At 74.0% G+C, this 26,280-nt stretch carries 20 protein-coding genes; 7 read left to right on the top strand and 13 right to left on the bottom strand.

Translation table 11 applies throughout. The features are described 5' to 3' along the window. Positions 1-187: 187 nt before the first annotated feature. Positions 188-829, bottom strand: a complete 642-nt coding sequence (locus tag ABD331_RS45765) for a TetR/AcrR family transcriptional regulator (RefSeq protein ID WP_344490050.1) — start codon at positions 827-829, stop codon at positions 188-190. 83 nt (positions 830-912) lie between these two features. Here ABD331_RS45765 and ABD331_RS45760 point away from each other — a divergent pair, with 83 nt between their 5' ends. After that, positions 913-1,716 carry an SDR family NAD(P)-dependent oxidoreductase gene (locus ABD331_RS45760; RefSeq protein ID WP_344490047.1) on the top strand — a complete coding sequence of 268 codons (804 nt, stop codon included), beginning with the start codon at positions 913-915 and terminating at the stop codon, positions 1,714-1,716. Positions 1,717-1,845: 129 nt separating this feature from the next. Here the strand turns inward: ABD331_RS45760 and ABD331_RS45755 are convergent, their stop codons facing one another. After that, complete coding sequence (locus ABD331_RS45755; protein WP_344490044.1) at positions 1,846-2,226, bottom strand: winged helix-turn-helix transcriptional regulator; 381 nt, start codon at positions 2,224-2,226, stop codon at positions 1,846-1,848. Between the two features lie 94 nt (positions 2,227-2,320). Here ABD331_RS45755 and ABD331_RS45750 point away from each other — a divergent pair, with 94 nt between their 5' ends. After that, a complete protein-coding gene (locus ABD331_RS45750; RefSeq protein WP_344490041.1) occupies positions 2,321-2,725 on the top strand; it encodes a RidA family protein in 405 nt (134 codons plus the stop codon). Between the two features lie 89 nt (positions 2,726-2,814). On the opposite strand, the gene ABD331_RS45745 is transcribed toward ABD331_RS45750, so the two are convergent. Further along, positions 2,815-5,625 (bottom strand): DUF7824 domain-containing protein, encoded by a 2,811-nt coding sequence (locus ABD331_RS45745; protein ID WP_344490038.1) that lies wholly within the window; start codon positions 5,623-5,625, stop codon positions 2,815-2,817. 111 nt (positions 5,626-5,736) lie between these two features. Here ABD331_RS45745 and ABD331_RS45740 point away from each other — a divergent pair, with 111 nt between their 5' ends. Then, positions 5,737-6,714, top strand: a complete 978-nt coding sequence (locus ABD331_RS45740) for a permease (RefSeq protein ID WP_344490035.1) — start codon at positions 5,737-5,739, stop codon at positions 6,712-6,714. A 13-nt stretch (positions 6,715-6,727) separates the two neighbouring features. Next, positions 6,728-7,357 (top strand): TIGR03943 family putative permease subunit, encoded by a 630-nt coding sequence (locus ABD331_RS45735; RefSeq protein WP_344490032.1) that lies wholly within the window; start codon positions 6,728-6,730, stop codon positions 7,355-7,357. 70 nt (positions 7,358-7,427) lie between these two features. On the opposite strand, the gene ABD331_RS45730 is transcribed toward ABD331_RS45735, so the two are convergent. Together ABD331_RS45730 and ABD331_RS45725 are read right to left on the bottom strand one after the other, a co-directional pair. Then, positions 7,428-8,249 carry a siderophore-interacting protein gene (locus ABD331_RS45730; RefSeq protein ID WP_344490029.1) on the bottom strand — a complete coding sequence of 274 codons (822 nt, stop codon included), beginning with the start codon at positions 8,247-8,249 and terminating at the stop codon, positions 7,428-7,430. A 63-nt stretch (positions 8,250-8,312) separates the two neighbouring features. Further along, a complete protein-coding gene (locus ABD331_RS45725) occupies positions 8,313-9,254 on the bottom strand; it encodes an ABC transporter substrate-binding protein (RefSeq protein WP_344490026.1) in 942 nt (313 codons plus the stop codon). A gap of 57 nt (positions 9,255-9,311) precedes the next feature. On the opposite strand from ABD331_RS45725, the gene ABD331_RS45720 reads away from it, so the two are divergent. Next, complete coding sequence (locus tag ABD331_RS45720; protein ID WP_344490023.1) at positions 9,312-11,552, top strand: iron chelate uptake ABC transporter family permease subunit; 2,241 nt, start codon at positions 9,312-9,314, stop codon at positions 11,550-11,552. Positions 11,553-11,555: 3 nt separating this feature from the next. After that, a complete protein-coding gene (gene fes, locus ABD331_RS45715; RefSeq protein WP_344490020.1) occupies positions 11,556-12,662 on the top strand; it encodes an enterochelin esterase in 1,107 nt (368 codons plus the stop codon). A 66-nt stretch (positions 12,663-12,728) separates the two neighbouring features. Here fes and ABD331_RS45710 read toward each other — a convergent pair whose 3' ends face one another. The 8 genes from ABD331_RS45710 to dhbA are packed head-to-tail and all read right to left on the bottom strand — an operon-like array spanning position 12,729 to position 25,344. Beyond that, positions 12,729-14,045, bottom strand: a complete 1,317-nt coding sequence (locus tag ABD331_RS45710) for an MFS transporter (RefSeq protein WP_344490017.1) — start codon at positions 14,043-14,045, stop codon at positions 12,729-12,731. Next, entirely contained in the window at positions 14,042-14,236 is a 195-nt protein-coding gene (locus ABD331_RS45705; RefSeq protein ID WP_344490014.1) for an MbtH family protein, read from the bottom strand. Before ABD331_RS45705 ends, ABD331_RS45710 begins: the two co-directional genes overlap by 4 nt. A 60-nt stretch (positions 14,237-14,296) precedes the next feature. Beyond that, positions 14,297-21,148, bottom strand: a complete 6,852-nt coding sequence (locus ABD331_RS45700) for an amino acid adenylation domain-containing protein (RefSeq protein ID WP_344490011.1) — start codon at positions 21,146-21,148, stop codon at positions 14,297-14,299. Next, the gene (locus tag ABD331_RS45695) at positions 21,112-21,345 is read right to left on the bottom strand and encodes a phosphopantetheine-binding protein (protein ID WP_344490008.1); all 234 of its coding nucleotides are present in this window, start codon (positions 21,343-21,345) and stop codon (positions 21,112-21,114) included. The genes ABD331_RS45700 and ABD331_RS45695 overlap by 37 nt, the downstream gene beginning before the upstream one ends. Beyond that, positions 21,338-21,985 carry an isochorismatase family protein gene (locus ABD331_RS45690; RefSeq protein WP_344490005.1) on the bottom strand — a complete coding sequence of 216 codons (648 nt, stop codon included), beginning with the start codon at positions 21,983-21,985 and terminating at the stop codon, positions 21,338-21,340. The genes ABD331_RS45695 and ABD331_RS45690 overlap by 8 nt, the downstream gene beginning before the upstream one ends. Before the next feature lies 1 nt (position 21,986). After that, positions 21,987-23,492 carry a (2,3-dihydroxybenzoyl)adenylate synthase gene (locus tag ABD331_RS45685; protein WP_344490002.1) on the bottom strand — a complete coding sequence of 502 codons (1,506 nt, stop codon included), beginning with the start codon at positions 23,490-23,492 and terminating at the stop codon, positions 21,987-21,989. After that, on the bottom strand, positions 23,479-24,573 hold the full coding sequence (locus ABD331_RS45680; protein WP_344489999.1) for an isochorismate synthase: 1,095 nt from the start codon (positions 24,571-24,573) through the stop codon (positions 23,479-23,481). Before ABD331_RS45680 ends, ABD331_RS45685 begins: the two co-directional genes overlap by 14 nt. 15 nt (positions 24,574-24,588) lie before the next feature. Continuing rightward, a complete protein-coding gene (dhbA, locus tag ABD331_RS45675; RefSeq protein ID WP_344489996.1) occupies positions 24,589-25,344 on the bottom strand; it encodes a 2,3-dihydro-2,3-dihydroxybenzoate dehydrogenase in 756 nt (251 codons plus the stop codon). A 210-nt stretch (positions 25,345-25,554) separates the two neighbouring features. Between dhbA and ABD331_RS45670 the strand changes: the two genes are divergently transcribed. After that, a complete protein-coding gene (locus ABD331_RS45670) occupies positions 25,555-26,196 on the top strand; it encodes a chemotaxis protein CheB (RefSeq protein WP_344489993.1) in 642 nt (213 codons plus the stop codon). Positions 26,197-26,280 lie beyond the last annotated feature (84 nt).

Raw genomic sequence — 26,280 nt, 5'->3', positions numbered from 1 at the left:
TCATCAAGAACACCAGTGCGGCGTGGATACCGGCAGCGGCGAGAGGGACGGGCGGCGCCTTCGGCCTGCCGCACACCGACGCCGTCACGGCGACTCCGGCGCGCGGATGGTATTTCGACGTCGCCTCCGGGGTGGCACGCGAACAAGGGGCGTTCGGGCAGCATTCCGGCCCGCCGGGGAGCCTTCGTCAGGGGCTGGAAGGCTTCCCGGGGTCGGTGGTGAGCTGGGCCAGGCCCGCGCGGGCGAAGTGGAGCACGCGATCCACCAGGGCGGGCAGGTCTTCGCGGTGGCGGGCCTCGCGGGTCGTGTACAGCTCGCGAAGGCCGCCCACCACGGCGTACGCGGTCAGGCGGGGGGCGAGGGCGTCGGGCGGGAGGCCCAGGTCCTTGCCGATGGCGGCGGCGATCAGGCGTTCCAGCTCGTAGTAGCTCGCGCGGGCGCGGGCGCGCAGATCTTCGTCGTCGGCGATCAGGGCGGCGCGCTTGGTGCGCAGGGACCAGATCTCGCCTGGCTCGCGGCCCTGCTCGGCGTCGTGTTCGTCGAGAGCACGCATCGTGTCGCGCATCCAGTCGCCGACGGCGTCCAGCGTGTCGCCGGGCCGGGGGGCGAGGCGGGCGGCCAGCGAGTCCGGGTCGAACGGGTCGTCGGCGAACAGCAGGTCTTCCTTGGTGGGGAAGTGCAGCGTGACGGTCCGCGTCGCGACGTCGGCGTGCTCGGCGATCGCCGCGATGGTCGTGTTGCGGTAGCCGTTCGAGGTGAACAGCTCCAGCGCCGCTGCCTGGATCCGCTCGCGGGTCTGCCGCTTCTTCCTGTCTCGCCTGCCTTCCATGGACTGGAGCCTAGCATGCTTGGAATTAATGCATTCTGTACTACTGTTGCACTAGAAGGCATTCAGATCGAGAGGTGGACACGATGTCCAAGACGTGGTTCATCACCGGAACGTCCAAGGGGTTCGGACGGGAGTGGGCCGAGGCCGCGCTGGAGCGGGGCGATCGGGTGGCCGCCACCGCGCGCGACCTCGACGTCCTGCGTCCCCTCGTCGAGCGGTACGGCGAGGCCGTGCTGCCGCTGCGGCTCGACGTCACCGACCGCGCGGCCGTGTTCGCCGCCGTACGGCGGGCGGCCGAGCACTTCGGCACGCTGGACGTGGTGGTCAACAACGCCGGTTACGGCCACTTCGGCATGGTCGAGGAGCTGACCGAGGCCGAGATCCGGGCCGAGATGGAGACCAACTTCTTCGGCACGCTGTGGGTCACCCAGGCCGTCCTGCCCGTGCTGCGCGCGCAGGGGCACGGCCGCGTCATCCAGGTCACCAGCGAGGGCGGGGTCCGGGCGTTTCCCGGGATCGGCGCCTACCACGCCTCGAAGTGGGCGGTGGAAGGGCTGTCGGAGTCGCTGCGCCAGGAAGTCGCGTCCTTCGGCATCGACGTGATCTGCCTGGAGCCTGGGCCGTACTCGACGGACTTCGGCGGCGGGAGCGTCCGGGCGAGCGCCGAGCATCCCGGCTACGCCGGGGTTCGGGCCGCCACCGCGCCCGAGTGGGATCTGGGGGATCCGAAGGCTACGCGCGGGCCGATCCTGGAGCTGGCCGACACCGACGATCCGCCGGCGCGGATCTTCTTCGGGAAGTCGTACGAGGTGGTGGCGGCCGAGTACGAGGAGCGGCTGGCTACCTGGCGCAAGTGGCAGCCGGTGTCACTGGCGGCCTTCGGCTGAGCGGCCGGGAGCATCGTCGGCCGGGCGCCGAGGCGGCGGCGTTCCGGCTGGGCTGTACGCGCCAGGCGCCCCGGCCGATCACCGCAGGCCGCCAAGCGCCGAAGCGGCGGCGCGGTCGTGCGGTGGTGGTTAGGTGTCGAAGCGGTGGCGGGCCGACTCGATGTGGGTGAAGTACTCGTGGGTCCAGCCGCAGATGAGGTCCACCGTCGCGCGCAGGGCCTGGCCAGGCTGGGTGAGGGTGTACTCGACGCGCGGCGGGACCGTAGGGTGCACCTTCCGCTCGGCCAGGCCGTTGCGTTCGAGCATGCGCAGGTTCTGGGTGAGCATCTTGTGGCTGATGCCCTCCACCTCCTTGCGCAGTTCGCTGAAGCGGAGGGTGCGATCGCCGAGGGCCTCGATGATGAGCAGGGCCCATTTGTTGGCGACGTCCGAGAAGATCTCGCGGGCCAGGGAGTCGGCGCGCCTCAGATCCGCCTCGTCGGACAGGTTGCTGACCTGCTTGCTCACCATTTGGTTCCCCAGTCACCGAAAAGTGCGTTCTTCCACGTCAGCGCACACTCTCCTACAGTTCCTCAGTAACCGCAAGAGAGCAAGGAGAGATCGCGTGGCTGTTACGCTCATCAACCCCGAAGGACATGTGCGCGTCCCCGTCTACCACCATGTGGCGGTGGCGACGGGGAGCAGGCAGGTGCACATCGCGGGGCAGGTGGCCTGGGACGAGAACGGCGAGCTGGTGGCGCCCGGGGATCTCGCCGGGCAGGTGGTGCAGGTTTATCGCAACGTCGCCAAAGGGCTGGCCGCGGCTGGGGCGACCTTTCATGACGTCGTGCGGATGACGTGGTACGCGGCGGGGTGGAAGAGGGAGATGTACGACGCGTTCAACGCGGGGATCGAGCAGGCGGCGCGCGAGTTCGACATCGCCACGCCGCCCGCTGCGCTGATCGGGGTGGAGGTGCTCTTCGAGCCTGGCATCCTCATCGAGGCCGAGGTGACAGCGGTCGTGGAGTGAGGCCCCGCGTCAGCGCGCATCCCCGCCGAGTTGGATGAGCCGCCGCACCTCAGCGCGCGCCTGCGATGAGCTGGACGGGTCGCCGCGCGTCAGCGTGCGCCTCCGACCAGTTGGACGAGGCGTCGCGCTTCCTGGACCAGGCGGCTCGAACCCTTGCGGCTCGCGACCGCCGCCACCTCGGGCAGCTCCGTCCGTACGCCCGCGATCCTCGCCGCCCGTGCCCCCGCCGCCAGCAGGTCGGCCGCGCCCGCGCGGGGGCGCTCGCCTTCCCTGGGCAGGAGGCCCGCCAGTACGCCCGAGATCACCGCCCACACCGCGTCGTGGGCCCCCGCCTGGGTGGCGTCGTCCAGGACGGAGACCACCCGGTTGAGCTTGACGAAGTCGGCCGTGACCAGGGTCGTCACTGCCTCGGCGAGGGCTTGGGACGGGATCTCGCCGCGGGCGGCGAGGGTGAGGAAGGCGTCGGTGGCGGCGGCGCGTTCGGCCGGGTTGACGTGGTTCATGCCGCACACCAGGGCGTGGGCGGTGGCGGCGCCGAGGGGGCCGTCGCCGTGGGCGAGGGTGGTCAGGACCTGGGTCTGCCGGTCGTTGGCGTCCATGGACCACGGCAGGTAGCCCACCAGGTGGGCGGCGGCGACCTCGCGGTGGGCGGGGAGGGCGAGGGGCCACCAGGTGAGTGAGTACGTGTGGCCGTTCTGGACCTCGAACAGGGCGCGGATCTCGGCGGGCAGGCTTGGGTCGGGTGGTGTGAGGGCGCCCTGGAGCATCAGGAAGCCGCCTGTTCGGTCCACGGCGACGGTCGCGGCCGGGTCGGGCATGCCGCCGTCGCGCATCCACGCGGCACACGTGCGCCCCGCGCGGGACGTCAGTCTGGACGCCCGCTCGATGTCGGCGGGCGTGATTCGGCGCGGCGTCAGCCCGGACGCTCGCCCGACGTCGGCGGACGCGACCTGGGGCGACGTCAGCCCGGACGCCCATCCGACGCCGGTGGACGCGACCTGGGGGGGCGTCAGCTCAAGCGCCCATCCGGCGTCGGCGGGCTCGGTCCGGGCCGGAGTCAGCGCAGGTGGCGGCTCGGCGTCAGCAGGCGTGACCGGGTGCGGCGTCCGCTCGGCGTCGGCGGGCGCGGTCCGGCGCGGTAAGCGAAGCAGGGCCTGGGCCAGGTCGGCCGGCAGGGCCTCGATCCCGGCGGACTCCAGCCGCTCCAGCCGGTCCAGCAGCACGGACGGGTCGAGGTGGCCGGTGCCCGAGGTGGGCGTGGCCAGCAGCACCGGGTAGCCGGCGCCCTCCTCGAAGGGGGTCACCAGCTCCATGGCGCGGCGCCGGTAGAGCAGCTCGATCGCGCCAGGGGCGTCGGGATAGCGGCGCCGTTTGGGGCCTTGCCACGTCAGTTTCCTGCTGTGTTCCGGGGCGGCGAAGGCGAGGAACGCCCGCGACACGGCGGTGTAGAGGCTCTCGTGGATCTCCCGGCCGTGATGTCCGTACGTGGCCGGGTCGAAGGGGTGCCACCAGGGCCGAAGCGCCTGCCTGAGCCGTTCGGGATCGCGGTGCGACCATTCGGCGAGGCCCGCGAGGAGGCGTTCGAAGGCGTACACGTCCGGCGGCCAGCGGAACGCCTCCAGCTCCACGACGAGTTCCTCGGGCGAGGCGATGGGCGGCGGCAGCGGCGGCCCCTCCCCCGCCGACAGCGGCGGCGCGGCGGGCGGGGACGCCTCGGCGATGCCGCCCCCGTACGCGGCGGAGATCTTCTCGCGCAGCTCGGCGGGCAGGTCGGCCGCGGACTGCCGGACCGACGCGTGACCGGCGGGCCCGGCGTGCGGGGCGAGCCGGACGGCCAGGCGTACGGCGCGTTCCTGGAGCGCGAGCGTGTCCTGGGTGAAGATCGTGGACAGGGCGTCGAGGACGGTGTCGGCGCGGCCCGCGTCACGCAGCACGGCGTCGCCCGCCCACGACACGGCGGCGCGCAGCAGCTTCTTCTCCGGCCGGAACGCCAGCGCCCCCATCGCCTCGGCGAACAGCTCCTCCGGGAGCCGCCCCGCCTCCTCCAGCCGCCGCAACTGCGCCAGCGCCACGTCGGCCACCGCGACGGGGCCGGCGGGCAGCAGGCCCGCGTAGTTCCTGGCGTAGCGGGCCGACTCGTCGATGTCGAGGTCGAGCCGGTCGTGCAGGCCCGCGAGCTCCGCGCGCGCCGCAGGGCCGTCGCGCAGCAGCCGCCGCACGACGGCGTCGATGACGGCCGCACGATCGAGCAGGCCCTGGTGGACGAGGTGCACGACCGTCTCGACGACCCGCCAGAGCGGGGTCTGGGCCAGGGCGTCGAGGTCGAAGATGCGGTGCCCGTACGCGGCCAGCAGCGGGTCGCGGCCCGCCGTATCCGGGTGCAGCCTGCGCAGCCACCCGACGACGAACGGCTCCCCGCCCGGCGGCTCCATGCCCGTCTCGCGGACGAGCGCGGCGGCGAGCTCCCAGTGCCGCGGCTGCGGCAGGCGCATGCGGTCGGCGACGCGGCGGGCCACGTCGGCCCGCCACTCCACCGGCCGCCGCCGCAGCAGGCCGAGGAGCAGCTCGATGTCGGCTTCGCCGAGCCAGCGGGGCAGCTCGCGCCGGAACAGCCACGCCGTCACGGCCGACGCGCCGCCCATGCAGGCGACGCCCGCCACGAGGAGTGGCCTGCCCTGCGCCGCCCACTCCCGCCATCCGGCCGTGCGGGCGGTGGCGGTCACGTAGCCGGGCAGCTCCGCCGCCACCTTCCTGCGGGCCGGCTCGTCCAGCGTGACCAGGTACGCCGCCAGCCCCGCGACGTCGCCGGACGTGACCCTCGCGAGGGTCTCCTCCCAGGCGGACGCGGGCGTGGGCGAGGAGGGTCGGGGGCGCGTGTGCGGCGCCAGCGCTTGTGCCATGAACCGGGACCCTAGCGAGCGGCCACGACAAAATCCGGGCTCCTGGAAACAATGAAAACCGTTGTCGGGGACATGTCATACTAAGTCCCGCCATTGATCGGGTGGAGGGTGATGACTCAGGCGGCGGAGCGGCGCGGCACCGGGTGGCCGTGGGCGTTCGTGGTGCTGGCCGGGCTGCTGGTGGCGGGCAGGTTCTGGCTCGCGCCGCTACTGACGCATCCGGCGCTGCGGACCTGGGCCACCGTGTTCGTGGCGGTGTGCGTGCAGGCGCTGCCGTTCCTGCTGTTCGGGGTGGCGCTGTCGGCGGCGATCACCGCGTTCGTGCCCGCCTCGTTCTGGACGCGTGCGCTGCCCCGCCACCCCTACGCTGCGGTGCCGGTCGCGGGTGTGGCCGGGGCGGTGCTGCCGGGGTGCGAGTGCGCGTCGGTGCCGGTCGCGTCCGGGCTGATGGCGCGCGGGGTGGCGGCGCCCGCGGCGCTGGCGTTCCTGCTCGCCTCCCCCGCGATCAACCCCGTCGTGCTGGTGGCGACCGCGGTGGCCTTTCCCGGCCAGCCGTCGATGGTGGTGGCGCGGTTCTGCGCGTCCCTGGCGGTGGCGGTGCTTGCGGGGTGGGTCTGGGCGCGGTTCGGACGCGCGGAGTGGCTGCCCGTGCCGCGCCGGGCGGCCTCTGGGCACGACGGGCATGGCGGGCGGTGGGACGCGTTCACGGGGGCGATGTGTCACGATCTGCTGCACGCGGGCGGGTTCCTGGTCGTGGGGGCGCTGGCGGCGGCGACGTTGAACGTGGTGGTGCCTCGTGAGTGGCTGACCGCCGTGGCCGGGGTGCCGGTGGTGTCGGTGCTGGTGCTGGCGTTTCTGGCGGTGTTGTTGTCGATCTGTTCCGAGGCCGATGCGTTCGTGGCGGCTTCGCTGACGGCGTTCTCGCCGACGGCGAAGCTGGCGTTCCTGGTGGTGGGGCCGATGGTGGATCTGAAGCTGATCGCGTTGCAGGCAGGCACGTTCGGGGTGGCTTTCGTACGGCGGTTCGTGCCGATGACGCTGGGCCTGGCGATCGGCGTCAGTTTCGTGGCCGGATGGGCGGTGCTGTGAGCGGGGGGCGCGAGTGAGTGGGCGGTCGCAGGCGAGCGTGCTGCTGGTGCTGGGGGCGACGTTGCTGGCCGTGTCGGCGTTCTCGTCGATGTACGCCAACTACGTCCGGCCCGGGTACCGGCCCGCGCTCGTGGTGACGGGTGTGGCCCTGGTGCTGCTCGCGATCCCGGCGTTCCTCGGGCGTGGGCGTGCGCCTCGGGTGGCGTGGCTGCTGGTGGTGCCGGTGTTCGCGATCGTGGTGGTGGTTCCGCCGCCCCTCGGCTCGTACGCGGCCAGGAACGGCGTCACCGCGCCCCCGCCCGCCGCCGGCTACACCGCGGCCCTCGGGGAGGGGGTGGCGGAGCTGACGCTGGGTGAGTTCACGGGGCGGGCCATGGCGGGGCGGTCGCTGGCGGGCCGCCGTGTCAGTCTGACCGGGTTCGTGGTGCATGTGCCTGGCGGCTGGTACGTGGCGAGGATGCGGATGGCCTGTTGCGCCGCTGACGCGTTCGTTCTGGAGGTGGCCGTGGAAGGGGCTGCGGCGCCGCGTGAGGACCAGTGGGTGCGGGTGACCGGGACCTGGGTGCCTCGTGACGAGCCTGCGATCGGGGTGGACGAGGTGGTGCCGGTCGCCGCGCCTGAGGAGCCGTACGAGCTGATGTGAAGCGACGGTGCCGGGACGGTTGCGGGAGAGGCGGCGCGAGACGGCCGTCCCTGACCCTACGAAGAGACCGTCAGCGCCGCCAGTAGCCGCAGAACATGATGTGCTCCTTCGGCACGCCGCCCCGCACCCAATGCCGCCGCAACCCCGTGGCCAGCCCCGACTCCCCCACCACCCAGCCGTAGAAGGGCTCTCCGGGCAGCGGCAGGGCGCGGGCGGCCTCCAGGGCGAGGGCGCCGGGCGCGGCGGTGTGGGATTCGCGTACCAGCCAGGTCACCTCGACGCCGTCGGGCGCGTCGAGCGGCTGACGGTCCTCCGGGGCGGGGATCTCGGCCAGGGCGTGGCCGACGGTGTCCGGCGGGAGGGAGGCGAGGATGCCGGCCATCGCGGGCAGTCCGCTCTCGTCGGCCACCAGGACGACGCGTCGTGTGCCGGGCGGCGGGTTGAAGCCGACGCCTTCGTCGATGATGGCCACGCTGTCGCCGGGCGCGCAGGTCTCGGCCCAGGTGGCGGCGGGCCCGGCCGTGCCGTCGGCGGCCGAGCCGTGCAGGACGAAGTCCACGTCGATCTCGGGGCCTTCTGGCCCGTCCGGGCGGTGGGCGCGTACGGAGTAGTTGCGCAGCACGGGGCGGGAGGTCTTGGAGATCGTCAGGAACTTGGCGTAGCTGAGGGTGGTGAGCCGGTCGGGCAGGCGGGCCAGCGAGTCGGCGGCGACGGGCAGGAAGAGGCGGAACCACTGGTCGTACCCCATGGGCACGAAGCGGTTGACGTCCCCGGCGCCGAGCGTGACGCGGGCGAAGTGCGGCGACAGGCGCGCGCGGCGGAGCACCTGGAGGATGAGCAGTTCGGAGGTCCTGGGCTTGATGCGGCTGGTGTTGAGGTTGCTTCTGGCCATGCGGGGTCCTCGGCGTCGGAGGGGTGCGGCGGGCGGCGGGGGCCGCCCGCCGTGCGGACGGGCTCAGCTTCCGGACAGGGCCTTGACCAGGTCGTCCAGGACGATGCCGGCGGCCAGCGGCGCGCCGCGGGTGCTCCACACGGAGCCGTTCACGGACACCACGTGATCGTTCTTGACGGCCTTCAGCTCCTTGAACGCCGGCGTCTGCTTGACCTCGTCGAGCGTCTTCTGCCCGTCGGCGGTGAGCGTGGAGACGAACAGCCAGTCGCCGTCGATGTCGGACAGCGCCTCCAGGCTGAGCGGCATGGAGTGGGCGGTGCCGTCCTTGTCCTGGGCGGCGGGACGGGTCAGGCCGAGGTCGGCGGCCACGAACCCGGCGAACTGCCGCTTCTCCATCCAGCTCGGGCCCTGCGGGTTCCAGCGGACGATGCTCACCTCGGCGGGCTCGACCTTGCCCTTGGCCTCGGTGACGCGGGCGTCGTAGGCGGCCATGACCTGCTTGGCGACGTCGAGCTTGTTGAGCGTGTTGGCCACCGCCATGAACGACAGCTTCCAGTCGTCGGTGGGCGCCATCGTCACCACCGTAGCCGGGGTGATCTTGCGGAGCTGGTCGAGCACCTGCTGGTCCTGCATGTCGCCGGCGAGGATCAGGTCCGGGTCGGCCTCGACGACCTTGTCGATGACCGGTTGCAGCAGGTTGCCGACGATCGGGATGCCCTGCACCTTGTCGGCCAGGTACGCGGGCGGCGTGTCGATGCCCTGCCCGTTGGTGATGCCCACGGGCTTGACCCCCAGGGCCAGCACGGAGTCCAGGTCCTCCTGGGTCAGGGTGACCACCCGCTGGGGCGCGGCCGGGACCTTGATCAGGGTGCCGGTGGCGTCCTTGACCTCCCGTACAGCGGCGCCGGTGGGGGTGGCGGGCGTGGAGGACGCGCCGCACGCCACGGCGGTCAGGACGGCGGCGGCGGTGAGGAGAAGTCCGCCGAGCCTGCGGAGAGGGGCCATACGAGCTCCACGAGTGAAGTTAGGGAAGGCTTGCCTATTTTAGGTTAGCCTTACCTTATGTTTACGCAAGCCCGTGCCTTCGGACTGGGTGCCCTCGCGCTGATCGCCCTGTGCGCGGCCTCCGTCCTGACCGGCGCGGGCCGCGTCGCACCCGGCCAGGTCATCGGCTACCTGCTCGGCGCCGGCGGCGACAGCCACCTGCGGATGGTCGTGGACACGCTGCGCCTCCCGCGCACGCTCGCCGCCGTCGCCGTCGGCGGCGCGCTCGGCGTCTCCGGGACGCTGCTGCAGTCCGTCACCCGCAACCCGCTCGCCGAGACCGGGCTGCTCGGCGTGAACGCGGGCGCCGCGCTGGGCGTCGTCACCGGGATCGTCGCCGCCGGCGCGCAGACCGGCGGCGCCTACCTGGCGTGGGCGCTCGGCGGCGCGCTCGCCACCACCGGGGTCGTGCTGGTGCTCGGCTCGCGGATGTCGCCGCTCAAGCTGGTGCTGGCCGGGGCCGCCCTGTCGGCCACGCTCACCGGGATCACCACCGCCGTGCTGGTGGCCGATCCGGTGACGTTCGACCAATACCGGTACTGGGTGCTCGGGTCGCTGGCCGGGATCCCCATGGAACGGGTGCTGTCGATCGCGCCCGCCATCGTGGCCGGGCTCGTGATGGCCGCCTTCGCCGCCCGGCCGCTGGCGGCGCTCGCGCTCGGTGACGACATGGCGGTGGCGCTCGGGCATCGGCCCGGGCGTACGCGGTTGTGGGTGACGGTGGCGGTGACGTTGCTGAGTGCGGCGGCGGTGGCGGTGGCGGGGCCGATCGGCTTTCTGGGGCTGCTGGCCGGGTACGTGGCCCGGAGCGCGATCAGGGGGCGGGTGGGGGCGCAGATCGTGCTGTCGGGGCTGGCCGGGGCCGTGGTTCTGGTCGGGGCCGATGTGCTGGCGCGGGTCGTGATGCGGCCGTACGAGGCGCCGGTGGCGCTGCTGGTGGCGTTGATCGGGGCGCCGGTGCTGGTCGTCGTGGCGCGGTCGCGGGCCGTGGCCGCCGGGGCTCGCGACCTGGTTCCGGCCCGGTCGGGTGCGGGGCTCACCCACCGCCTCGCACGCGCCGCCTTCCGCCGGGTAAGGAGAGACACGAGGGGGGCGGACGGCTCAGGAGCCAGCCGCACGGCGAGCCGCGCAGTGGCAGGCCGCCCAGCGGTGAGTGGCGTGGCGCCCGCAGACGCCGCAGCGCAAGGCGGCGGGTTGCACGGGCAGGCGAGCGGCGGGGGGCCGGGGCGGGTGTTGCCGTCCGACGTGCTGCCCGTCCGGGCCGGGCGCTGGTCGGCGCTGGTGCCCGTGCGATCGACCCTGGTGGCCGTGCTCCTGCTGGCCGTGGCGACCGCCGCCGTGGCGGCTGCCGTCATGGCGGGCCAGTCGAGCATGACGGCGGCCCAGGCGTTCCAGGCGCTGTTCGGCACCGGCAAGGGCGGCCACGTCCTGCTGGTGCAGGAGATCCGCCTGCCACGCGTGGTGGCCGCCGTGGTCGCCGGAGCCGCGCTGGGCCTGTCGGGTTGCCTGACGCAGGCGCTGGCCCGCAACCGCCTGGCCACCCCCGACCTGCTGGGCGTCAACCAGGGCGCCGTCATCGCCATCATGCTCGCCGGAATGCTGACGGGCACCCTGTTCGCCCACTGGTGGATCGGCCCGGCGGGGGCGCTGGCGGCGGCGCTGGCGGTGTTCGCCGTCTCGGGCGGCGTCGGCAGGCAGGGTTACCGCTTCATCGTGACGGGCCTGGCGCTGACCGCCCTCACCGGCGCGCTCACCCAGTCGCTGCTCGCCTGGCAGGGCCTCGGCTCCGCCACCGCCGTCCACTCCTGGAGCGTCGGCAGCCTGGCCGGGCGCGGCTACCCGGTGGCGCTGCCGGTGGCGGCAGGGCTGGCGGTGCTGCTGCCCGCCGCGCTGGCGCTGGCCCGCCGCCTGGCGGTGCTGCGTCACGACGAGGACGTCAGCGCCGCGCTGGGCGTCGATCCCCGCCTGACCAGGCTGTTCCTGCTGATCCAGGCGGTGGTGCTGGCCGGGCTTGCGGTCGGCGTGGCGGGGCCGATCGCGTTCGTCGCGCTGGCCGCCCCCGTGATCGCCGCCAGGCTGGCCGGCCCCGCCCGGCTCCCGCTCGTCGGCGCGCCGCTGGCCGGCGCGGCACTCGTGGTGGTCGCCGACACGGCCGGACGAGTGCTCACCGACGGCGCCGAGATCCCCGTCGGGGTCGTCACGAGCATCCTCGGCGGCCCCTTCCTGCTGTGGACCCTGATGTCAGACCGGAGGTCGTGAACCATGACGCCCGCAACCCTCACCGAGTCGGCCACGCCCGTCATCGAGCCCGCGGACACGCCGGGCAAGTGCCGGGTGACGTTCCTGTGGGAGGCGGGTCCGGCGGCGGAGCGGGCGGTGGTGCTGATCAACACCGTGACCGACCGCGACAGGCACGCGGGCGACATCACGGGTCACGTCATGACGCCGCTGCCCGGCACGGACCTGCTGCACCTGACGTACGAGCTGGACGCCGACCTGCGCGCCAGCTACCAGATCCTGCCGTGCGACACCCTGCCGGGCACCGACAGGGAGTCCTGGCTGAAGGTCATGCGCGCCGCGCTGCCCGACCCTCGCAACCCCCGCACGGTCCCGAACTCGCCCGACCGCCACCCCGCGTCGCTGCTGGAGCTGCCGCAGGCCCCGCCGCAGCCCTACCGCGACCCCAGGCCCGGCGTCCCCCGGGGGCGAGTGACCGAGGAAAGGGTCTCGGGACGGCGGGTGTGGGTGTACGCGCCGCCCGGTCACGGTACGGGGCCGTACCCGGTGGTGGTGCTGCTCGACGGCGAGGTGTGGGCCGGGCGGATCGGCCCCACGCTCGACAACCTGATCGCCGACGGCCACCTGCCGCCCGCCGTGGTGCTCATGCCCGACTCCGTGGACCGGCCCACCCGGCACCGGGAGCTGGCCTGTCACGAGCCGTTCGTCCGTTTCCTCGCGGGCGAGCTGCTGCCGTGGGCGGAACGCGAGTGGCAGGCCAGCGCCGACCCCGGCCTGACCGTGATCGCGGGGCAGAGCTTCGGCGGGCTGACCGCGTCCTATGCCGCGCTGGTGGCTCCCGAGCGGTTCGGCAACGTGTTGTCGCAGTCGGGCTCGTACTGGTGGAGCGACGACGACCCCGAGTGGCTGACCCGCAGGTACGCCCGCGCGCCCCGCCTGCCGGTGCGGTTCCACGTGGAGGTCGGCGTCCTGGAGTGGATGCTGCTGGCGCAGAACCGCCGCTTCGCCGAGACGCTCGCCGGCCAGGGGTACGAGGTGAGCCTCACCGAGTACAACGGCGGCCACGATCCCGCGTGCTGGCTGGGCGGCCTGGCCACCGGCCTTACCACGCTGGCCGCCGGCTGGCTCTGAGAGTTGAGGGGAACCCCGGGCGGCGGGCCGCCTCCGCGCACATGGGCGCCCGCCACCCGGGGTCGATCATGGTCGCGGCACCCGTGCCCGCGACAGAACCGCCGCGCCGGACGCCGCCAGCAGGAACGCGGCGGCGGCCAGCAGCGCGGCCCGGTACCCGGCGGCGGACACCACCACCGCGCACACCCCCACCCCGAGCCCGCCGCCGATCATGCGCAGCGACTGGAAGAGCGTCATCGCCCGCCCCATCACCTCGGGCTCCACGGCGGCGAACGACGACACCTGCACCGCCGTCACCGCCTGGCCGAGCACCAGCCCGACGCCGAACATGACGGCCCGCAGCCCCCACGGGCCTGGCTCGGCCAGCGCGAGCACCGCGAACAGCGCCGCCCCGCCGAGCAGCCCGCCGATGATCACCGGCCGCTCGCCCCACCGGTCGCAGGCCCGGTCCACGACGAACCCGGCGACCATGAGCCCCAGTGCCTCGGGGAAGACGACGAGCCCGGCGTCCGCGGCCGACGCGCCCAGCTCCTGGTAGCCGAGCGGGAACGCGAACAGCATGCCGAGCAGCCCGGCCGCCGCCAGCGACGCGGTGACGGCGCCGCGCAGGAACCCGCGATCGGCCAGCAGGCCCAGGTCCAGCAGCGGGAAGCGGGTGACGCGGGCCGAGCGGGCCAGCAGCACCAGCAGGACTGCCCCGGCAGGCAGCGCGGCGAGCGACAGGGTGGCGGGCGACAGGGTGGTGGCCTCGTTCAGCCCGTACATGAGCAGGCCGAACCCCGCGCCGGCGAGCACCAGGCCGCGCACGTCCAGCGGCCCGGCCGTGCGCGGCGCGGGGGCGCGCCGCAGCGCCCACGCTCCGGCGAGCAGCGCCGCCGCGCCGAACGGCAGGTTCACCAGGAACGCCCACCGCCACGACAGCGCGTCGGCCAGCAGCCCGCCGAGCACCGGCCCGAGGGCGGGCGCCAGCGCCGTCGGCACGACGATGTAACGCGACAGGCGCAGGCGTTCCCCGGGCGGGTACGCGGCGAACAGCATGGCCATCCCGGCGGGCGTCAGCACCCCGCCGCCCGCGCCCTGCACCACCCGGAACGCCACCAGCGAGCCGACGTCCCAGGCCAGGGCGCACAGTCCCGACGCCGCCGTGAACACCGCCAGCGCGGCCAGGAACACGCGTGGCGCGCCGTACCGGTCGCACAGCCAGCCGGCGACCGGCATGGACACCGCGAGGCTGGCCAGGAACGCCGACTCCACGACGCCGGCCGCCTGCGGGGGCACGCCGAGGTCGGCGGCGATGGCGAACAGCGCCGGGTTGACGATCGTGGCGTCCAGGCCGTTCATGCACATCGCCGTGACGTACACGGCGAGGATGACCGGCCTCATCGGCGCCGGCTGCGCGGGCGCGGGTCCGTCCAGGAGGCGGCGACGTAGGCCAGGCAGGCGGCGCGCGAGTCCGGCCCGAACCGCACCGACCAGCCCTCGGGCACGGCGGCGGAGCCGGGCCAGACGGAGTGCCGCTCCTCGTCGTCGGCCACGACGAGGAACTCGCCGTCCGGGGCGTCGAACGGGTTCACGTGCCGAGCTCCCGGTCGTCGAAGGGGTTCACGTGCCGAACTCCTGGTCGTCGAAGGGGTTCACGGGTCGAGCTCCTGGAGTCGGGCCGCGACGATCGCGCCGATCTCGGCGATCGGTCCCGGCTGGGTCATGTCCTTGTGGCTGCAGGCCACGTCGTGCGCCTCGATCGCGCCGGTCACGTGCGGGCGCCAGGCGTCCGCGGTGAGGGTGTCGTCCACGGTGTCGACGGTGGCGCGGAAGAACAGCACGTCGCCGTCGTAGGCGCGGGTGTCGAGGCCGCGTACCAGATGGTTGGTGTTGAGGTAGAGGTCCTTCAGCTCGGTGAGCGTCGCGACGGGGAGCCCGGCCAGCGGGCTGGCCTCGCGGCGCAGGATCTCCACCACGCGGTCCAGGGTGAGCGCGGCGTCGGGCGCGAAGCCGCCCATGGTGAGCAGCGCCTCCAGCGCCTCCGCCTCGTCGGACGGGGGCAGGTCGCGCATGCCTTCCGCCGGGTACGCGTCCAGCACGGCCAGCAGCGCCACCTGCTGCCCGGCCAGGCGGAGCTGCACGGCCATCTCCTGGGCGATGATGCCGCCGGTCGACCAGCCGAGCAGGTGGTAGGGGCCGTCCGGCCGGACCAGCCTGAGCTGGGCCACGTAGTCGGCCGCCAGCTTGCGCAGCGAGGAGGGCAGCCGGTCGCGGCGCGCCTGGAGGCCGTAGATCGGCCGGTCGGGCACGTGCCGGATGAGCCCGCCGTAACACCAGGCCAGCCCTCCGGCGGGGTGCACGCAGAACAGCGGCGCCTTCGACCCGGCCTCGCGCAGCGGCAGCAGCACCTTGAGCGGGTCCCGGCGGGCGCCGCCCTCGACCAGGGCGGCCAGCCCGGCGGCGGTCGGCGCCTCGAACAGCGCGCCGATCGGCACCTCGGCCCCGAACACCTCCTTGACCCTGGCGACCAGCCGCACCGCGAGCAGCGAGTGCCCGCCGAGGTCGAAGAAGCCGTCGTCCACGCCTGCCCGGGGCACGCCGAGCACCTCGGCGAACAGCGCGCACATGGTCTCCTCGCGCGGCCCGTCCGGCAGCCGCCCCGTCCCGGCCGCCGCTCGGGGGGCGGGCAGGGCGGCCCGGTCGAGCTTGCCGTTGACGGTGAGCGGCAGCGACGGCACCTCGACGACGGCGGACGGCACCATGTGGCCGGGCAGGGTGCGGCTGGCGTGGGCCCGCAGGTCGCCGGCGTCGCCCGAGGTCACGACGTAGCCGGTCAGGCGCTTGTCGCCCGGCCGGTCCTCGCGGACGATCACCGCTGCGTGGGTGACGTTCGGGTGGCCGAGCAGCGCCGCCTCGATCTCGCCCGGCTCGATGCGGAAGCCGCGCACCTTCACCTGCTGGTCGGCGCGGCCCAGGTAGTCGAGCGTGCCGTCCGGCAGCCGCCGGGCCAGGTCGCCCGAGCGGTACATGCGCGAGCCGGGACGGCCGAACGGGTCGGCGACGAACCGCTCCGCGGTCAGCCCCGGGCGGCCGAGGTAGCCGCGGGCCAGGCCGTCGCCCGCCACGTACAGCTCGCCCGCGACCCCGGCGGGGACCGGCTGCAGGGCGTCGTCGAGGACGTAGATGCGCAGGTCGGGGATGCCGGTGCCGATGGGGCTGCCGTGCCGCCGGTCCGGCGTCAGCACGTGGTGGGTGACGTGCACGGTCGTCTCGGTGATGCCGTACATGTTGACCAGGTGCGGCGCCTCGGGCCTGCGGGCGCGCCATCCCTCCAGCTTGGCGGGCTCCAGGGCCTCGCCGCCGAAGACGACGTAGCGCAGGGCCAGGTCCCGGCCGTCGTCAGCGGCGGCGAGCTGGTAGAAGGCCGACGGGGTCTGGTTGAGCACGGTGACGCGCTCGCGTTCCAGCAGGTCGAGGAAGTCGCCCGGAGAGCGGCTCACCTCGTACGGGACCACGACCAGCCGGCCGCCGTACAGCAGCGCGCCCCATAGCTCCCACACCGAGAAGTCGAAGGCGTAGGAGTGGAACAGCGTCCACACGTCGCCTGGCCCGAACCCGAACCAGTGGTCGGTGGCCGACAGCAGCCGCACCACGTTGTGGTGGGTGACCAGCACGCCCTTGGGGCGGCCGGTGGAGCCGGAGGTGTAGATGACGTACGCGGCATCGCCGGGCCGCAGGTCCCGTACGGGGTCGTGGTCGAGCCAGTCGTCCAGGCCGTCCAGCCAGCTCTCGTCCACCACGCACACCGGGCCCGCGTCCGCGACCATGAGGTCGATGCGGTCGGCCGGGTACGACGGGTCCAGCGGCAGGTAGGCGGCGCCCGCCTTGAGCACCGCCAGCAGCGCGGTCACCAGGTCGGGCGTGCGGGGCAGCGACAGGGCGACGATCGCGCCGGGGCGCGCCCCGTACGCGATGAGCTTGTGCGCCAGCCGGTTGGCCCGCGCGTTCAGCCCGGCATAGGTGAGGGCGCCGACCGCGACAGCGTCAGGGGTGCGGCGGGCCTGCGCCTCGAACAGATCGGGCAGCGTCGGGCCCGGCTCGCTGACCAGGTCGCCGTTCCACTCCTCGACGAGCGTGCGGCGCTCGGCCGCGTCGAGCAGGTCGAGGCGGCCGATCGGCCGGGACGGGTCGGCCAGCGCCTGCTCCAGCAGGCGGGTCAGCCTGCGGGCGATGGCGCGGGCGGTGCCGCGGTCGAACAGGTCCTCGCTGTATTCGAGGAAGCCGGTGCCGGACGGGCCGAGGCTCAGCGTGAGGTCGAACTTGGCGGTGCCCGTGTGCACGGGGCGCACCCCGTCGGGGTCCTGGGCGTCCTGGTAGACCAGCATGACCTGGAACAGCGGGTGCCGGTTGCGGGCCCTGACCGGGTTGAGCGCCTCCACGAGCCGGTCGAACGGCAGCCCGCCGTGCTCGAACGCGGCCAGGTCGGCGGCCTTGACCCGCTCCAGCAGCTCGGCGAACGCCGGGTCGCCGGAGGTGTCGGTGCGCAGCACGAGCGTGTTGACGAAGAAGCCGACGGCGCCGTCCAGGGCGCTGTCGTCCCGGCCCGCGACGGGGGTGCCGATCGGCAGGTCGGTGCCCGCGCCGAGCCTGGTCAGCAGCGCGGCCAGCGCGGCGTGCAGCACCATGAACACGCTGGCCCGCGCCTGCCCGGCCAGCTTCCGCGCCGCCTCCATCAGCTCCGGCGGCAGCGTGACGGGCACGGTGCCGCCCGCGCCGCTCGGCACGGCGGGCCTGGGCCGGTCGAACGGCAGCGCGAGCCGGTCGGGCAGGTTCGCCAGGGTCTCGCGCCAGAACGGCAGGCCGGTGCCCGCGCAGAGCCTCGTCAGCTCGCGCTGCCAGAGCGTGTAGTCGGCGTACTGGACGGGCAGCGGCTCGAACGCGGGCGCGACGCCGCTCCTGCGTGCCTCGTAGGCCGCCAGCAGGTCCCTCACCAGCGGCCCCGCCGACCAGCCGTCGCCCGCGATGTGGTGCAGGACCAGCATCAGCACGTGCTCGTCCGGGCCGAGCCGCAGCAGGTGGGCGCGGAACGGCGGCTCGGCGACCAGGTCGAAGCCGCGGCGCGCGATCGTCCGCATGGCCTGGCCGTGGTCGTCGGGCTGCCAGACGGGCAGCGGCACGCTCACCCGGTCGCGGATCTCCTGGTACGGCACGCCGTCCCGCTCGGGGAAGACCGTGCGCAGGATCTCGTGCCTGGCCACGACGTCGTCGAGCGCCTGCCGCAGCGCCGCGCGGTCCACCCGGCCGGTCAGGCGCACGGCGAGCGGGATGTTGTACGTCGGGTTCGGGCCCTCGATCCGGTACAGGAACCAGAGCCTGGCCTGCGCGGACGACAGCGGGATGGTGTCCGGCCTGGCGCGCCTGGTCAGGGGCGGGCGGGGCACCGTGGTCGTGCCCAGCCTGGTGACCAGCTCGGCGGGGGTGGGGGTGGCGAACACGTCCGCGATGGGGAGCGTCCTGCCGAACGTCTCCCGCACCCTGACGGTCAGGCGGGCGGCCAGCAGGGAGTGGCCGCCCAGGTCGAAGAAGCCGTCGTCGGGGCCCGCCTGGGGCAGCTCGAGCACCTCGGCGAACAGCGCGCACATGGCTTCTTCCGCCTCGTTGTGCGCTTGTCTGCCGGTGGCGGGCGAGGTTGCAGGGGCGGGGAGGGCGGCGCGGTCGAGCTTGCCGTTCGGGGTGCGGGGAAGCGTGTTCAGGGGGACGTACGCGGCGGGAGTCATGCCGGAGGGCAGGCGTACGGCGGCGAACGCGGCCAGGTCGTCCATGTTCCCTCGGGGCACCACATAGGCGATCAGGCGGTCGCCGTGCACCGCGACGGCGGCGGCCGACACGGCTTCGTGAGCTTCCAGCACGGCCTCGATCTCGGCGGGCTCGATCCGCACGCCGCGTACCTTCACCTGGTCGTCGGCCCTGCCCAGCAGCTCCAGCCGGCCGGGCGCGGCCCAGCGGGCGCGATCCCCCGTCCGGTACATGCGCGTCCCGCCCGGCGCGGCGACGAACCGCTCGGCGGTCAGGCCGGGGCGGCCGAGGTAGCCGCGCGCCAGCCCGTCCCCCGCCAGGTACAGCTCGCCCACCCCGCCGGGCGGCACCGGGTGGAGGGCGTCGTCGAGCACGTGCACCCGGGTGCCCGTCGTGGGGCCCTGCGTGCCGTCGCCGAGCCAGGTGTAGGCGTCCACGGCGGACTCGGTGGGGCCGTAGTGGTTGACGGCCGTGGTCCCGGACCGCTCGGCGAGGGCTCGCCACAGGGGTTCCGGGACGGTCTCGCCGCCCACCACGACGATCCCGGGCGGGTCGGCCAGCAGGGCGGGGAGTTCCTTGAGGTGGGAGGGGGTGAGGTCGAGGTAGTCGATGGCGTGGTCGCGGACGTACGCGGTGAGGGCCTCGGGGTCGCGGTAGACGTCGTCGGGGAGCAGGTGCAGCTCGTGGCCGCCGATCATCCACAGGAGCGGGTCGAGGGAGGCGTCGAACGAGAACGACGCGGTGTGGGCCACGCGCAGTCGCCGGCCTGTGGGGAACAGGCGGTCGCGGTGGCTGCGCAGGAGCGCTGCCAGGCCGCGGTGGGTGCCTGCCACGCCCTTGGGACGGCCGGTGGAGCCGGAGGTGTGGATGACGTAGGCGGGGTGGTCGGGGTGGGGAAGTCGCGCGCCGGTCAGGGGCGCGTCATCGGAGGTGAGGTGGTCGGGGGTGAGCTGGTCGGGGGTGAGGACGATCGACGGGGCCGCGTCGGCCAGCATCGCCTCGCGGCGGCCGGGCGGGTAGGACGGGTCGAGGGGCAGGAAGGCCGCGCCGCTGCGCAGCACCGCGAGCAGCGCCACCACCAGGTCGGCCGAGCGGGGCAGGGCGACGGCGACGACCTGCTCGGGCCCCGCGCCGGCGGCAATCAGGGTCGCGGCCAGCCGGTCCACGCGTTCGGCCAGCCCGGCGAAGGTCAGCGCCTCGTCGCCGCACCTCAGCGCGGTCTCGCCGGGGGTGGCCCGCACCTGCGCCAGGAACGCCTCCACGACGGTCGCGAAGCCTCCGGCCGCGGCCCGTGCGCCGGGCACATCGTCGGCGGGCGGCCGAGCCGCAGGCGCCTCCAGTGTCGCGGACGCGTCACGGCTCAATCCCAGCGCGGCCCGATCCTCCTCGGTCAGCAACGGCAGCCGCCCGATGGGCGTGTCCGGCGGGCAGGCGCCCAGCGCGGACAGGAAGGCGGCCAGACGGCGGGCGTGCCCGGCCAGCGCGTCCTGCGTGTAAAGGGCGGCGTTGCCGTCGAGTTCGAGCGTCAGCCGATCCCCGTCCAGCAGCAACGCCACGGCCAGATCATCGACCGGCCCGGCGCCGAGGTTGGTCACCACCCCTCGCGCCCCGCCGAACTTCACCTCGGACGGGAACGGCTTGATGTTCAGCAACGGCCCGAACAACGCCCGGGAGGTGCCTCCGAGCCCCAGGTCCCGCCGCAGGTCCTCGATCCGGTACCTGCCGTGCCGCCGCGCCTCGGCCATCCGCCGCGCGGCCTCGCCGACGAGCGAGGCCACCGTCCGCCGGGGCCGCACGTCGAGCCGCACGGGCAGCACGTTGACGGTCAGGCAGGGCACGCGCAGCGCGGCCCCGCTGCGGTTCATCAGCGGCAGCCCGATAAGGACGTCCGTGGCGCCGGTGAGGCGGCCCAGGTAGCCGGCGAGCCCGGCGGCGGCCACGTCGGCCCAGGTGGCGCGGGTTTCGCGGGCGAGCTGCTCCCAGTGCCCGGTGGGCGGGAGGGGTTCGCGGCGCCGGACGATCTCGCGGGCCGTCATGGCGGGCGTGCCCGCGAGCCCGGCCGGTTCCGGGGCGCCGCCGAGCCGGTCCAGCCAGTACGCCCGGTCCCGCGCGTACCGTCCGGAGGCCCGGTAGGCCTCCTCCTCGGCGAGCACCGGCGCCATCGACCCGAACGGGCCCGCGCCCGGCGTCAGCCCGTCGGCGAGGGCGGTGTAGATGTCGGCGGTGCGGGAGACGAGCATCGACAGGGCGTAGGCGTCGATGAGGATGTGGTGGGCCCGCAGGTACCAGACGTGGTGCTCGTCGGCCAGCCGCAGCAGCGCGTGGTGGGACAGGCGGCCGGTCACGACGTCCACGGGGGTGCGCAGGTCGGCGGCCATCCACGCGCGGGCGGCGGTGCCGGGGTCGGGTTCGCCGCGCAGGTCGAGGACGGTGAGGCAGCCGCGCAGGGAGTCGTACTCGGGCAGGTACTGGGCGGGCTCGTCGGTGAAGCGCAGCCGTAGCGGCTCGGCTTCTGCCAGGCAGCGCTCCAGGGCCCGTTCGAAGGTGTCCGCCCGTAGCGGGCCGTGGATGTCGATCCGGTCGGCCGCGTTGTAGACGGGGTTGCCGGGGTCCAGGCGCTGGGCGAACCAGATTCCGGCCTGGGCTCCGGACAGCGGCATGCTCTGCTGGGTCACGCGGGCGACCGCCCCTCCAGCAGCTTCGCCCACGCCGCGATCGTCGGCTGCTCCACCAGTTCGGGGAAGCCGATCGTGCGCCCGTCCCGCTGCCACCGCTCGATGAGCGTCATGACGCGGATGGAGTCGAGCCCCGCGTCCACCAGGTCCTCGTCGAGGCCGATCTCCTCCGGCTCGACGTACAGCAGCTCGGCGATCTCGGCCCGCAGCCGCACGGCGGTGTCAGACACCGGCCACCGCCTGGGTGAGCGCCCGGCTGAGGCGGGTGGTCGTGGTGGTGACGGCGCACCGGTCGGCGGCGTAGGCGAGGGCCATGTCGTGGTGCTCGCGGGAGAAGTCGGCGATGGCGTCGGCCACCACGAACGCCTGCACGTCCCGCATGAACGCCTCGGCGGCGGTCATCAGCACGCCGATGTGGGCGTAGACGCCGCAGATGACGAGCTGGTCGCGGCCCTGTTCCGCCATCAGCTCGGCCAGCCCGGTGCGCTGGTAGGCGCTGTAGCGCCACTTGGTGAGCAGCACGTCGTCCTCGCCTGGCGCCACCTCGTCGGCGATCCTGGCCTCCTGCGGGTCGGCGCCGATGCCGTCGCCCCAGAAGTCGAGGAGCAGGCCGCGCTGCTCGGCGCTCTGCGCGCCGGGCTGGGCGGAGTAGACGATCGGAATGCCGAGGCCGGCGCAGCGCTCGCGCAGGGCGAGCACGTTGGCCATCAGCTCGACCAGCGGCGAGCGGCCGGGGGTGAAGGCGCGCAGGAAGTAGTTCTGCATGTCGTGCACGAGCAGGACGGCGCGGCGGGGGTCGGGGCTCCACTCGACCCGGTTGGCCGGGGTCTCCAGCGGCATCGGGTACGGCTTGATCTGGGGGATCGGCATGTCATGTCCTTTCGCGGAGGTGGCGCTTGCTGACCTTGCCGACCGCGGTCTGCGGGAAGGCGTCGACGAACTCGTACCGGTCAGGGATCTTGAAGGCGGCGATGCCGCGTTCGCGCAGGAAGGCGCGCAGCTCGGCCCTGGCGGGCCGCTCGCCGCGGCAGATGAGGTAGGCGCAGGCGCGTTCGCCCAGGTAGGGGTCGGGCACGGCGACGACGGCCGCGTCGTGCACGGCGGGGTGGGCCAGCAAATGGTTCTCGACCTCCTCGCCGGCGATCTTCTCGCCGCCGCGGTTGATCTGGTCCTTGGCGCGGCCCTCGACGACCAGGTGGCCGGTGGGGGTGCGGCGGACGAGGTCGCCGGTGCGGTAGAAGCCGTCCTCGGTGAAGGCGGTCCTGTTGTGCTCGTCGGCGCGCCAGTAGCCCTTGATCGTGTACGGGCCGCGCGTCAGCAGGTGGCCCTCGTCGCTCTCGCGGCCGTCGTCGCCGAGGATGCGGATCTCGTCGTCGGGCGAGATGGGGCGGCCCTGCGTGGTGACGACGAGCTCCTCGTCGTCGTCCAGCCGCGTGTAGTTGACCAGCCCTTCGGCCATGCCGAACACCTGCTGCAGCCGGCAGCCCAGCTCTGGCCCCACCCGTTTGGCGGCCTCGCTGCCGAACTTGGCGCCGCCGACCTGGAGCACCTCCAGGCTGGACAGGTCGTGGCGGGTGTTCGCGGCGGCGTCCAGCCAGACGAGGGCGAGCGGCGGGACGAGTGCGGCGATGGTGACGCGCTCGCGTTCGATGAGCGGGAAGCAGGTGCCTGGGCTGGGGTCGGGGGCCAGCACGGACGCGGCTCCGGCGCTCAGCGCGCCGAACACGCCGGGCGAGCTCATCGGGAAGTTGTGCGCGGCGGGCAGGGCGCACAGGTACACGCTGTCCGGCCGCAGCGCGCAGATCCCGGCGCTGGCGCGGAAGCTGTAGAGGTAGTCGTCGTGGGTGCGCGGGATGAGCTTGGGCAGGCCGGTGCTGCCGCCGGACAACTGCAGGAACGCGACGTCGCCGGGGCCGGGGCCTGGGAGATCCGTCGGCTCGGCGTCGGGCAGGTCGCCCAGCACGTACGCGGGCGTGCCCGGCGCGTACGAGCGGTGGGCGTCGTCCGGGCAGACGTAGGCGGCGGCCTCGGTGAACTCGCAGAAGTAGGAGATCTCCGCGGAGCGGTGCGCGGGCAGCGCGAACACCGGCCAGGCGCCGAGCCGGAACAGCGCGAAGCACACCTGGTGGAACTCGGGCACGTTCGGCAGTTGCACCACGACCCTGTCGCCCGCCCTGACGCCGTCGGCGTGCAGGCCGGCGGCCAGGCGGTCGGCGCGCTCGTCGAGGTCTTCGAACGTCCAGCGGGCGTCGGGTGAGATGAGCGCGGGGCGGGCGGCGTACGTCCTGGCCAGTTCGCGCAGCATGCCGCCGAACGTCTCGCCGCGCCAGTAGCCCTTGGCGCGGTAGCGGGCGGCCTCCTGTTCAGACCAGTGCATCCGACACTCCCAGCGCGCGCAGCATCGTGCGGAACTTGGCGGAGGTCTCGGCCAGCTCCGCGTCGGGGTCGGAGCCCTCGACGATCCCGGCGCCCGCGTACAGCCGCACCGTGTGCTCGGCCACCTCGGCGCAGCGGATCGCCACCGCCCACTCGCCGTCGCCGGTGGCGTCGGTCCAGCCGACCAGCCCCGCGTAGAAGCCGCGGTCGAACGGCTCCAGCCGGCCGATCACCTCTCTGGCGTCGGGCTCGGGCGTGCCGCAGACGGCGGGCGTGGGGTGCAGCGCGGCGGCGAGCGTCAGCGCGCAGGTGCCGGGGTCGCGCAGCGTGCCCGTGACGCGGCTGGACAGGTGCCACATCGTCTCGGTGGAGGTCAGCTCGGGGATGACCGGCACGTGCAGGTTTTTGCAGTACGGCGCCAGCGCGTCGGCGACGGCCTCGACGACGAGGCGGTGCTCGTGCAGGTCCTTGGCCGAGGCGGACAGGGCGGCGGCCCTGCGGCGGTCCTCGGCGCGGTCGGCGGCGCGGGCGGCCGATCCGGCGAGCGGGTTGCTGACCACCTCGCGCCCCCGCCTGGACACCAGCAGCTCCGGGCTGGCGCCGGTGAGGGTGCGCCCGCCGGGCAGCGGGGCGGCGAAGGAGTAGCCGTGGCCGAGCAGCGGGCGCAGCAGGCCCGCCAGGTTGACCGGCGAGTCGGAACGCAGCTCCACGGTTCTGGCCAGCACCACCTTGGCCAGCCGTCCCGTGGCCAGCTCGGTCAGGGCCTGCCGGACCGCGTCGGCGTACTCGGCGGGGGCGGGCACCCGCCTGCTCCACCAGCCGGCGCTGCGCAGCGGCGAGCCGCCCGGCTGGATGGGCGGCGACCAGGTCTCGGACCCGGGCCTGATCAGGTGTGCCGTCCCGTCGAACGCGACGGCTCCGGCGACCGGCCCGTCCACCCGTCCGGCCAGATCGGCCAGCTCGCCCGTGGCCACGCCGCGCACCCCGTGGGTGAGCAGCGTGCCCCTGGGCGAGGCGAACAGCACCGACTCCGCGCGGTCATAGCCAGAAAGCGGATCCGCCGCGGTTGTCAGCAGATGCATGAAGTTCCCATCTCGTCAGGCGCGAAGGGTCGCGCCGCCGTCCACGAGGAGGTCGTGCATGGTGATGTGCCTGGCGCGTTCCGAGCACAGGAACACCACCGCGTCGGCGATGTCGGCCGGGTCGGCCACCCGGCCGAGCGGGATGCCGACGCGGAAGGCGCCGGGGTCGCCGGCGAGCGTGGCCGACAGCGCCTCGTCCGGGTCCTCTCCGCTCCACAGCGCGCGCAGCATGGCCGTGTCGGTCGAGCCGGGCGAGACGACGTTGCACCTGATGCCGTGCCCGGCCACCTCCAGGCCGAGGCAGCGGGTGAACATGCGCGCCGCCGCCTTGGACGCGGCGTAGGCGGCCATGCCGACGCGGGGCACGGACGCGGCGTTCGAGCCGACGGTGACGATGGCGCCCCTCCCGCGCGGGGCCATGCGGCGGGCGACGGCGCGGGAGACGTGGAAGACGCCGTCGGCGTTGACGGCGAAGCTCTGGCGCCAGTGGTCGTCGCCGGTCTCGTCCACCGCGCCGGGCAACAGCACGCCGGCGATGTTGACCAGGATGCCGATGGGGCCGAGGTCCCGCTCGACGGCGTCCACGACGTTCTCGACGTCTGCTGGGTCGCGCACGTCCATGCGGTACGGCAGCACGTCGCCGCCCGCGCCAGGGCGCAGGTCGGCGGCGGCGACCTTGGCGCCGGCCTCGGCCAGCGCGGTGCACACGGCCGCCCCGATCCCCCGGGCCGCCCCGGTCACCAAGGCGATGCTGCCCTCGATCCCGTCCATTGCGGCAAGTCCTCCCCGAATGCTTTAGTTAGGTAAGCCTTGCCTAATTTGATCGGAAAGTCAGCATCTGTCAAGGGAGCGTTCCGATGCCTCCACAGCCGCCCGCCGCCCGTGGTGGAGCCCTTCCCGCCTACCGGCGTAGAGTGGGAAATCGAGGGATTTTGGCGGCATGACCTGCGATGTCGCGTTTCCTGGGGAAGGGGCACCGTCATGGTCTCCGCAACCGACAGGCCAGGGCCCGCCTCGACGGGCCGCGCGGCGTGCCCCGTCGTCGCCCTCGTCTCCTCGGCCGGCGGGCTCATCGCGACCGGCACGGTCCTGTCGGGCCTGCCGTCCGCGCTGGAGGCCGCCGTGATCGTGCTGCAGCACATGGCGCCCGACCACAAGAGCCTCCTGCCGGAGATCCTCAGCCGCCGGACCGGCCTGCCGGTGGCGGCGGCCTACGACGGGCAGCCGCTCACCCCCGGCCGGGTGGCGGTCGCGCCGCCGGGCCGGCACCTGCTGGTGTCCGGCGACCGGCGGCTGGCGCTCATCCCGTCGGGACCGTTCCCGCCGTCCCGCCCGTCCGCCGACCTGCTGCTCGTGAGCCTCGCCCTCGCGGCGGGCCCCGACGCCATCGCGGTCGTCCTGTCGGGCAAGGGCAACGACAGCGCGACGGGCGCCGCCGCCGTGCACCGCTTCGGCGGCACCGTCGTCGCCACCGACGCCGCGACCAGCAACCACTTCGACATGCCCGCGGCCTGCATCGTGCAGGACGAGACCGTCGACCACGTGGTCCCGCTCGACCAGGTGGCACCGCTGCTGGTCGGCCTGCTCCGGCGGCCCAGGCTCGGCGCGGGGACGCCGGGCTGACGATCTTTGACGGGCGGGCGGGGATCAAGTACGCTTCCCGGCTTCGTCCCCCTGGCCTTCAACGGAGCCCGTCATCGACACCTG

The sequence above is a fragment of the Nonomuraea monospora genome (genome assembly GCF_039531895.1).
GTDB lineage: Bacteria > Actinomycetota > Actinomycetes > Streptosporangiales > Streptosporangiaceae > Nonomuraea > Nonomuraea monospora.
This window is presented reverse-complemented; position numbering and strand designations above follow the sequence as displayed.